This window comes from Collinsella sp. CLA-ER-H2, assembly GCF_040092405.1.
In the GTDB taxonomy this organism is placed as follows: Bacteria; Actinomycetota; Coriobacteriia; order Coriobacteriales; family Coriobacteriaceae; genus Collinsella.
This window is the reverse complement of sequence record NZ_JBBNLO010000012.1, coordinates 58279-67957: the sequence shown is the minus strand read 5'-3', so window position 1 is coordinate 67957 and position 9679 is coordinate 58279. Positions and strand designations below refer to the sequence as shown.

Genomic DNA, 9679 nt, shown 5'->3' with positions numbered 1-9679 from the left:
GGTCATCGTCCCGGCATTCAGCATCAGGGTAGCGCTGCGACGCGGAAATCGCGCGCCGTTGCCGCGCCCCGCAGTGCCCGCTTCCCCCGAGAACAATTATCAGTGCAGGTAAAAAGCCTGCGGTTTTCTCTATTTTGGGTGTATGGTTGGCGGTTGCGGTTAAAACGTAGTAGATGGGCGGGTTTCGTGGCGAGGGGCGTCTATCGGCTCCCCAATTTACCTACTCAACGACCTTATCCGGCTGGATGAGCTCCTCGTAGTAGCTGATATGCTCACGCGCGTCTTCAATCTCGGGCAGCAGGAAGTTGTAGATGACTTCGATGATCATCGTGGCGCTGATCTTGGAGAAGGCAAAGTCGCCCGTCGTCAGTAGCGCTTCGTGGTTGACGGTATTAAAAGTGTAGTCTGCCAGGCGCGCGAGTGGGGATTTGCTGTCGCTGCTGATGACGACTACGGTTGCGCCGCAGTCGCGAGCCGCTTTTGCCATGCGATTCAGTCGGCGCGATTTGCCGGAGTTTGAGATTAGCACGATGACGTCACCCGGGCGCAACGTGAGCGCAAAGCCGATTGATGTCTCGCTAATGGTACTCGTCATGCAGCGCAGGCCCAGCTGCGAAAACTTAAATGTCGCGTCGAGCGCGACCGCGTTTGTATTGCCCACGGCGGCGAACTCAATAACGCCGGCATTCTTAAGCGCGTGTACAACTGCGGCCAACGTGTCGTGATCAATGCCGTCGATGGTCGCATTAAGCTCACTCACCTTGGCGGCGAGGATATTTTTAAGGCTCTGCTCCATGTTGTCGAGTGAGACCTCGTCGGTCAGGCCCTCGTTGCGCTGACTCTCTAAGTCGCGCGCCAACGAAAACTGAAAGCTGCGGAAGCTGCCAAAGCCCAGCTTGCGGCAGAAACGCGAAACGGTCGCCTCGGACGTGGCGGCAGCGCGCGAGAGCTGAGCGGCCGTGAGGCGTGGCGCCTCGGACTGGTGCTCCAATATATAGTCGACAATGCGCTGCTCGGACTCGCTGTATCCCTGATGGGTACTAATGAGGGAAAGTGCGCTCTTGCTACTATCGGTCATGGATGGCTCCTGGTTGGCATGAAAATCTAGCTTGATTTGCAATGCCATAGTATACGGGCATTTTCAATTACAAGATACACCTTGCCGTTTCAAGTGTTGATGGTAAACTTTCACTTGCCGTTTACGGTTATGAAAGAACCTTTCACCGGAGAATTGCGCCTTGTCTCTTCTCACGCGGACGGTAGGTTGGTATCTTTCAAGTGTGGAAAAACGCGCATCGAAGCGCGTGTAGGGGAGCGCCCGCGGGCGCTGTACTCAAGAAGGAGGGACACATGGCTAAGTTTGACATCATCGCCGCGACCGGTTGCCCGACCGGCATTGCGCACACCTTCATGGCGAAGGAGGCGCTGGAGAAGGCTGCTGCCGAGCGAGGTCTGACCATTAAGGTCGAGACTCATGGCCAGGTCGGCGTCGAGAACGAGCTCACCAAGAGCGAGATCGCCGGTGCCAAGGCCGTCGTCGTCGCAGCCGATAAGGATGTCCAGGCTGAGCGTTTCGCCGGTAAGCCCATGGTTTCCGTTGGTGTTTCCAAGGCCCTGTCTGTCGAGGCTGCTGGTAAGCTGATCGACCGCGCGCTCGCCGCCAAGGGCGACGACACGGTTGCCGCTGCCGCCGATGTCGAGGACGAGGTCGAGGAGAAGGAGTCCATCGGTCACGTCATCTACAAGCACCTCATGAACGGCGTCAGCCACATGCTGGTCTTCGTCGTTGCCGGTGGTGTTCTGACCGCCATTTCGTTCCTGTGGGGCATCACGTCCTTTGATTCGACGGCTGCCGACTACAACAGCTTTGCCGCGATGCTCAAGATTATCGGCGGTATCGCCATGAACCTCATGGTTCCGGTGCTCTCCGCTTACATCGCCGAGTCCATCGGCAAGCGCCCAGCGCTCGTCCCCGGTTTCGTCGCCGGTATGATTGCCATCCAGGGCCTGCCTGTTAACGCCGAGACCGGCATGATCGACGCCGGTGGCGCCGGCGTGGGCTTCGGCTTCCTGGGCGGCATCGTCGGTGGCTTCCTCGCCGGTTATGTCATCCTGCTGCTCGAGAAGGTCTTTGCCGGTCTGCCCAAGAACCTGGACGGCCTCAAGGCTATCTTCCTGTACCCGCTGTTCTCTACCGCCATCGTCGGTCTGGTCATGCTCGGCATTTCCGGCCCCATGGCTGCCATCAACACCGCCATGATGGACTTCCTCAAGGGCCTGTCCGCCTCTGGCGCCGTTGTCCTGGGTCTTGCCATTGGCTGCATGTGCGCCTTTGACATGGGCGGCCCGGTCAACAAGGCTGCTTACGTCACCGGTACCGCTATGCTCACCGAGGCTCTGGCCGCCGGTGTTGGCACCGACACTTACAACTTCGGCACCAACTTCATGGCTGCCGTCTCCGCCGCCTGCATCGTTCCGCCGCTGATCACCACCTTCGCCGTCGTCGTCGGCAAGAAGTATTTCAGCCAGGAGGATCACGACGCCGGTGTCGTCAACCTCATCCTTGGTTGCACCCACATCACCGAGGGCGCCATTCCGTTCATGACCAAGAACATCTGGCCCGTCATGCCCATCATGATGCTCGGTTCCTCTATCGCTTCGATCCTGACCATTATGTTCAACGTTCACGATCCGGCGCCTCACGGTGGCTTCCTGGTCCTGCCCGTTGTCGAGAACGGTCCGCTGTGGGTTCTCGCGATCCTCATCGGCGCTGTGGTCGGTGGCATCCTGTTCGTGGCCTTCAAGAAGTACGACTTCGAGAAGAACCAGAAGGCCGCTCCTGCAGCCAAGTCGGTTGAGGCTCCTAAGGCCGCTGCCGTCGAGGCCCCCAAGGCCGAGGCTGCCGACTTCGTGAAGGTCGAGAATGTCTTTGTCGCCGAGGACTTCGCTTCCCGTGACGAGGCTCTGAGCTTCGTTTCCAACCAGGCTGTCAAGGCCGGTATCGCCAGCGACGCCGACGCCGTGATGAACGCCTTCCTGGCCCGCGAGGCCGAGGGCACCACGGGCATGATGGAGGGCTTCGCCATCCCTCATGCCAAGTCCGACGCCATTTCCGAGGCTGCCGTCATCGTTGTCAAGGACGAGTCCGGCGTGACCGGTTGGGACACCATGGACGGCGCTCCCGTCAACGTTGCCATCGCCCTGCTCATCCCGGGCGCTCAGGCTGGAACCACGCACCTCAAGATCCTGTCCAAGGTCGCCGAGGCGCTTATGGACGAGGACTTCCGTGCCACCGTCAAGGGTTCCACCGACGCCGCCGAGATCGCCAAGACGATCAACGCCCGCCTGGTCTAATCCACCAGCTCGCGAATAACATCGCCCCCTGTATATAAGGCGGAGTCCCTCTCCAGGGCCTCCGCCTTTTTTCTATCCCTCCCATAAGTTGCGGTGAAATAGGGACTGTTTAAACGGTTCAACCCCAAATTCAGTCCCTATTTAACCGCAACTTATAAAAGGGCATAGAGAGGGCCGCCTGTCGAGTCTTTGTTGCGAACAGGTCATCAGCCAGAATTCCGTTCGCACGATATTACTCTGGACCGACCGAGTTTCCGCAGCTCGCCCGCCCGGCGAGCAAGCGGACGACAAACACATCTGTCCAATAATTCGTCTGAAACATAATGAAAAACCGTTTGATGTGAGTTAATATAAAGAACGTCGTGAATCTGACTCCTGCCACATGCATGACAGGGGTTAAACACAAAAAGGAGTCAATTATGGTTTCTGAGAAGGCTACCCTCGTTAATCCTCAGGGTCTGCACATGCGTCCGGCTGGTCTGTTCGCCTCCACCATGGGCAAGTACGCCTGTGACGTGACGGTCGTCACCCCCGAGAAGGAGGTCAACGGCAAGTCCCCGATGGCCCTCATGGCTGCTGGTATCCCCTGCGGTACTGAGGTCGAGGTCAAGTGCGACGGCGCCGACGAGGCCGAGGCTTTGGCTGCTGCCATCGAGCTCATCAAGAGCGGTCTTGGCGAGTAGAACTCAAACGGGTCGCATGTTGAACAACTAAGTTCATATTTGGGGGCGCAGTGACCTGTTGTAAGGTAACTGCGCTCTTTTGTCATGGATATGGCAAAACGCTTTATCACATGACACGGAGAGAGGAATGGGAATGTATCAGGGAGTCAACGCTTCCGAGGGCATCGGTATCGGCACCGTCATGGTCGCCGTCGATCCCGACTTGACGTTTGAGCCGCACGAGGTTGCTGATTCGGCAGCAGAGAAGGAGCGCTATCAGTCCGCTCTTTCGGTCTTCTGCGAGAAGACCCAGGCTCAGGCCGACCACATGAAGGAGACGGTGGGCGAGGCCGAGGCCGAGATCATGAGCGGACACATTGTCCTGGCTCAGGATCCGGGTATGACCGACGCCATCAACGCCGCCATTGACGGCGGTACCTGCGCCGAGCAGGCGCTCATGGACACCTCGACCATGTTCGAGAACATGTTCCTGTCCATGGACGACGAGATGTTCCGTCTGCGCGCGGCCGACATCGCCGACATCCGCACCGGTATTCTGGCCGAGCTGCTGGGCAAGGAGGTCGTCGACCTCTCCGTCCTGCCCGAGAACACCGTCGTTGTCGTGCACGACCTCACGCCGTCCATGACCGCCACGATCGATAAGGCCCACGTTGCTGGTATCGTCACCGAGACCGGTGGCCGCACGTCGCACTCCGCGATCATTGCGCGCGCCCTCGAGATCCCGGCTGTCCTTTCGGTTTCCAACAGCTGCACCGCGCTGCGCAACGGTATGACCGTTGTCGTCGACGGTGGCAAGGGTATCGTCGAGGCCGATCCCGACGAGGAGACGCTTGCTGCCTACACCGCCAAGGCCGAGGCCTTCGCTGCCGAGAAGGCAGCCCTCGAGGCCTTCCGTGGCAAGCCGTCCGTGACTGCCGATGGCATCAAGAAGATCATCGCCTGCAACATCGGTAACCCCGATGACGTGCCCAACGCGCTCGATCACGACGCCGAGGCCATCGGTCTGTTCCGCTCCGAGTTCCTGTTCATGGACTCTGCTGAGCTTCCTTCCGAGGAGGAGCAGTTCAACGCCTACCGCAAGGTCGCCAGCGCGCTCAAGGGCGCTCCGGTCATCATCCGCACGCTCGATGTGGGTGGCGACAAGGAGATTCCGTATCTGCACATGGTCAAGGAAGATAACCCCTTCATGGGCTTCCGCGCTGTGCGTTACTGCCTGGCCAATCCCGACCAGTACAAGGTCCAGCTCCGCGCTCTGCTGCGCGCTAGCGCCTTCGGTGACGTCAAGATCATGATCCCGCTCGTCACCTGCGTCGAGGAGGTCTTGGCTGTCAAGGAGCTCGTCGAGCAGTGCAAGGCCGAGCTGACCGAAGAGGGTCGAAAGTTCAACGAGAACATCGAGGTCGGCATTATGGTCGAGACGCCCGCCGCTTCGCTGCTCGCAGATCGTCTTGCCGAGGTCGCCGACTTCTTCTCCATCGGCACCAACGACCTGATCGGCTACACCATGTGCGCCGACCGTGGCAACGACACCATCTCCAACCTGTACCAGGTGTACTATCCCGCCGTGCTCCGCTCGCTCAAGAACATCATCGAGAGCGGCGTGAAGGCCGGCATCATGGTCGGTATGTGCGGCGAGGCCGCTGCTGATCCGCTGCTCGAGCCGCTGCTGATCAGCTGGGGCTTGGAGGAGTTCTCGATGAGCGCTCCGTCGATCCTGCGCGCCCGCAAGACCATCAGCCAGTGGACCAAGGCCGAGTGCGACGAGCTCGCCGAGAAGGCACTCGCCTGCAACACCGCCGCCGAGGTCAAGGCACTGCTCGAGTCCGCAGCTCGCTAATTTGGTATCAGAGGTAACCGCGTGGTTGGAATGGGCCGGCCACGCGGCCCTCACATATACAGGGGGTACTGTAAATGTTCTACACGCTAACCGCTAACCCGGCTGTCGACATGACGGTTTCGAGCTCTCCGCTCGAGCCCGATGAGAACGTCCGCACCGGCTCGGCCAGCTACACGGCTAACGGCAAGGGCCTCGACGTGTCCTTCGCCTTTAAGAAGATGGGCGTCGACACCGTCGCGCTCGGCTTCTTCGCTGGCTTCACGGGCAAGTTCATCGTCGAGGAGGTCATGAACCTGGGTTGCCTCTGCCGCCCGGTTTGGACCGACGGTATCACGCGCATTAACACCTACGTCAACGATGGCCAGCACGAGTACGGCATCCTTAACCCGGGTGCTCCGATCACGCCGCAGCACCAGGAGGAGCTCTACAACATCCTGGACACCGCGGGCGATCTTGAGTGCCTAATCGTCTCCGGCTCCGTGCCTCCCAAAGCTACGCCCGACTTCCTGGCTCAGGTCATGGAGCACGCTCAGGCTCGTGGCGCCGACGTCGTCCTGGACCTTTCCTCCGACAAGCTCAAGGAGCTCGCTCACAAGAAGCCGCTGCTCATCAAGCCGAACCATCATGAGATGAAGGCCATCTTCGGCGTGCCGGTCGACACCGACGACGAGGTTCGCGTTGCCATGAAGATGGCTCACGACGCTGGCGTTCAGAACGTGCTGCTCACCCGTGGTAGCCGCGGCGACGCTTACTTCTCCAACGGCGAGGACATCTGGTACGCCAAGCGTGAGTTCAACATCAAGCTGGTTTCTTCCGTCTGCGCCGGCGACTGCACCCTCGCTGCGTTCCTGCACAAGTGGTACAGGGATCGCGACAACGTCGAGGAGGCCATGAAGCTCGCTATGGCCACCGGCGCCAACGTTGCCGAGTCCGTCGGCATCGGCGACTTCGGTCACGTCGACGAGTACAGCAAGCGCGTTGCTGTCCGCAAGCTCGATCGTCAGTAATCGAAACGCGACATATTCGTGCGCATGCGGCGCCCCGGTTTCGGCCGGGGCGCCTTTTTTGTTCCGCCATGGGGGAGAGATGTCCTGCCGTACTTCATCGCTTCCACACCGTTCACCGAGTTGTCCTAGCCTTTTACCGATGCGTGGAATATACTTTCATTAACACGTTGCTTCGTGAAAGGAACATTCATGATTTACACGCTCACTGCAAATCCCGCCATTGATTACAACATCGCCTGCGACGGCCTTGACGCCAACACCGTCACGCGTACCCGCAATGCCGTCTACACGCCCAACGGCAAGGGCCTCAACGTCTCGTTTACGCTCGACCACTACGGCGTCGACACCACGATCCTTGGCTTCTTTGCCGGCTTCTCGGGTGAGTTTATCGTTAAGGGCGCCGAGGCCCTGGGCGTGCCCGTCAAGCCCGTGTGGACTGACGGCATCACGCGCGTCAACGTGTTCCTCAATGCCGGCCCCGACACCGAGTACAACATGGTCAACGCCGGTGCCGCCATCAACGAGGCCAACGAGCAGGAGATGTTTGAGCTTATCGATTCGCTCGATGACATGACCTGCCTGGTCATCAGTGGCTCGCTGCCTCCCAACACTTCCGAGGGCTTCTTGGCCGAGGTCCTGCGTCGTGTCAAGGCCAAGGGGGCCGAGTTCGTCCTCGACATCTCGAGCCATCAGCTGGCAGACCTCATTGCTCTGGAGCCGCTGCTGATCAAGCCCAATGATGACGAGCTGCTCGACATCTTTGGCATTAAGGTGAGCGGTGGCGACGATGAGTCCGTCAAGGGCGCTATGGCCGAGCTTCATGCCAAGGGCGCCAAGAACGTGCTGCTGACCCTTGGTGGCGCCGGTGCGTACTTCTCCAACGGCGAGCATATCTGGTTTGCCAATCGCACCTTCGACGTCAAGCTGCTGTCGACGGTGTGCGCCGGCGATTCCTCGCTCGCTGCCTTCCTGTGCGTATGGCACGACGCCCCCGAGCGAGTCGAGGATGCCCTGCGCCTTTCGATGGCCACCGGCGCCAACGTGGTCGAGTGCCCCGGCTTGGGCGATTTTGCCAAGGTGGATGAATACAAGAAGCATATCGAGGTCCGCCAGGTCTGCTAGTTCCGGCACCTTGCCTGAATAGTTTGATTATTTCGCATCCGTCTTAGACTAGGACGGATGCGTTTTTGTTTATCGGACTTGCGTGTGCAGTGGAGGCTGTTTCTTGCTAGACTTCTTGCAGACGCAATCGATAGCCAATTTGATAGTCGCAGGAGGCCATAGGCATGTGCAATGTTTCGCTCAACGGTACTCAACCGTCCGATGCGTCCCTGCGCGTCCTGCGCGCGCTTGAGGCGGCTGGTCTTGAGGCTTGGTACGTGGGCGGTTGGGTGCGCGACGCCCTGATGGGGTACCCCAGCCACGATGTTGATATGTGCTGTAGCGGCCTGTGGCAGGAGTCCAAAGCGGCGCTCGAGGCCGCCGGCATCGCGGTTGTGGAGTCGGGCATTAAATTTGGCGGAATCACGGCTATTTCCGATGGCGAGCGTATCGAGGTCACCACGTACCGTCTGGATGGCTTTTACACCGATGGTCGTCATCCCCAGAGTGTGGAGCGTGCCGCCTCGCTCGAGGACGATCTGGCGCGCCGCGACTTTACCGTCAATGCCATGGCCTGGCATCCCGAGCGCGGGCTTGTCGACCGCTACGACGGACAGGGTGACTTGGAGCGCAAGCTGATTCGCGCTGTCGGCGATCCCAAGCGTCGCTTTAACGAGGACGCCCTGCGCATGCTGCGTGCGGTGCGCTTTGCCTGCCGTCTGGACTTTATGATTGAGCCCGAGACCAAGCGTGCGCTTGCCGAGTGCGCGCCGCTGCTCGATGCCGTGGCGCGTGAGCGTGTGGGTATTGAGCTCGAGGGCATTCTTTCGACCGGTCATGGGGGAGACGCGATGCTTCGCTATCCCGAGCTCATCTGTGCCGCTGTGCCCGAGTTGGCAGCGGGTCGCGGGTTTGATCAGCGCAGTGTCTATCATGCGTTTAACGTCTACGTGCATATCGCCCGTGTGCTGACGGTGGCGGGGGAGCTCGCGCTGTGTGACGGCGTCGCGCCCTCGTCGAGCCTTATGTGGGCGGCGTTTTTGCACGATGTGTCCAAGCCCGAGTGCTTCACGGTCGACCATGCCGGTAGCGGACACTTCTACGGTCATCCCGAGCTCGGCGCCAAGAAGGCGCGCGTCATTATGGATCGCCTGGCGCTCTCGCACGACTTGGTGCGCGACGTGTGCCTGCTCATCAAATACCATGACAAGCCGCTGCGCCCCGAGCGCTCCTGTCTGCTCAATATGATGCGCGCGCTTTCGGGTGAGGGCGTCGACACGGCCCGCCTGATTGACGAGCTCATGGACCTTAAGCGTGCCGACACACTTGGCAAGGCCCCGTCGTGCTTCTATTACGTTGAGACGATTGAGGAGATGCGCGCGATGGCGCACGAGCTGCTGAGGGCGGGGGAGCCCTATACGCTCAAGATGCTCGCCATCAACGGCGGCGACCTGATCCGTGCTGGAGTCAAGCCCGGGCCGGAACTGGGGCAGCTTCTCAACTCCGCCCTCGACGCCGTGATCGAAGACAACATTCCCAACGATCGCGAAGCTCTTTTGGTCCATCTCAACTTGAATTAGCTACCTAGTTTACCTGCGTGTTCCATAACCTGCCGACAATTTTTCGGCAATTTGGAATTTCTTCTTGCGCTGACGTTTTTTGTCCCGTAATATATTTCCTCGCAGCACGGCAGTGCA

The 9679-nt window shown here is 59.7% G+C and carries 7 protein-coding genes; 6 read left to right on the top strand and 1 reads right to left on the bottom strand.

Annotated features, from left to right (window positions below; genetic code table 11):
- Positions 1-220: 220 nt before the first annotated feature.
- Positions 221-1078, bottom strand: a complete 858-nt coding sequence (locus AAAX59_RS05075) for a MurR/RpiR family transcriptional regulator (RefSeq protein ID WP_229026410.1) — start codon at positions 1076-1078, stop codon at positions 221-223.
- 272 nt (positions 1079-1350) lie between these two features.
- Between AAAX59_RS05075 and AAAX59_RS05070 the strand changes: the two genes are divergently transcribed.
- From AAAX59_RS05070 to AAAX59_RS05045, 6 genes are all read left to right on the top strand, one after another.
- Complete coding sequence (locus AAAX59_RS05070) at positions 1351-3354, top strand: fructose-specific PTS transporter subunit EIIC (RefSeq protein WP_349070960.1); 2004 nt, start codon at positions 1351-1353, stop codon at positions 3352-3354.
- Between the two features lie 419 nt (positions 3355-3773).
- Positions 3774-4037, top strand: coding sequence for an HPr family phosphocarrier protein (locus tag AAAX59_RS05065; protein ID WP_022094575.1), 264 nt, complete (start codon positions 3774-3776; stop codon positions 4035-4037).
- A gap of 133 nt (positions 4038-4170) precedes the next feature.
- A complete protein-coding gene (gene ptsP, locus AAAX59_RS05060) occupies positions 4171-5874 on the top strand; it encodes a phosphoenolpyruvate--protein phosphotransferase (RefSeq protein WP_035138206.1) in 1704 nt (567 codons plus the stop codon).
- A 74-nt stretch (positions 5875-5948) separates the two neighbouring features.
- Complete coding sequence (locus AAAX59_RS05055; protein ID WP_006233969.1) at positions 5949-6881, top strand: 1-phosphofructokinase family hexose kinase; 933 nt, start codon at positions 5949-5951, stop codon at positions 6879-6881.
- Between the two features lie 189 nt (positions 6882-7070).
- On the top strand, positions 7071-8003 hold the full coding sequence (locus tag AAAX59_RS05050; RefSeq protein ID WP_349070958.1) for a 1-phosphofructokinase: 933 nt from the start codon (positions 7071-7073) through the stop codon (positions 8001-8003).
- Positions 8004-8167: 164 nt separating this feature from the next.
- A complete protein-coding gene (locus AAAX59_RS05045) occupies positions 8168-9562 on the top strand; it encodes a CCA tRNA nucleotidyltransferase (RefSeq protein WP_195568104.1) in 1395 nt (464 codons plus the stop codon).
- The last annotated feature ends 117 nt before the right edge of the window (positions 9563-9679 follow it).

What these genes read in the sequence shown, in the direction of transcription:
- AAAX59_RS05075 (WP_229026410.1), bottom strand. Translation starts at nt 1,078, where the DNA reads ATGACCGATAGTAGCAAGAGCGCACTTTCCCTCATTAGTACCCATCAG.
- AAAX59_RS05070 (WP_349070960.1), top strand. Translation starts at nt 1,351, where the DNA reads ATGGCTAAGTTTGACATCATCGCCGCGACCGGTTGCCCGACCGGCATT.
- AAAX59_RS05065 (WP_022094575.1), top strand. Translation starts at nt 3,774, where the DNA reads ATGGTTTCTGAGAAGGCTACCCTCGTTAATCCTCAGGGTCTGCACATG.
- ptsP (WP_035138206.1), top strand. Translation starts at nt 4,171, where the DNA reads ATGTATCAGGGAGTCAACGCTTCCGAGGGCATCGGTATCGGCACCGTC.
- AAAX59_RS05055 (WP_006233969.1), top strand. Translation starts at nt 5,949, where the DNA reads ATGTTCTACACGCTAACCGCTAACCCGGCTGTCGACATGACGGTTTCG.
- AAAX59_RS05050 (WP_349070958.1), top strand. Translation starts at nt 7,071, where the DNA reads ATGATTTACACGCTCACTGCAAATCCCGCCATTGATTACAACATCGCC.
- AAAX59_RS05045 (WP_195568104.1), top strand. Translation starts at nt 8,168, where the DNA reads ATGTGCAATGTTTCGCTCAACGGTACTCAACCGTCCGATGCGTCCCTG.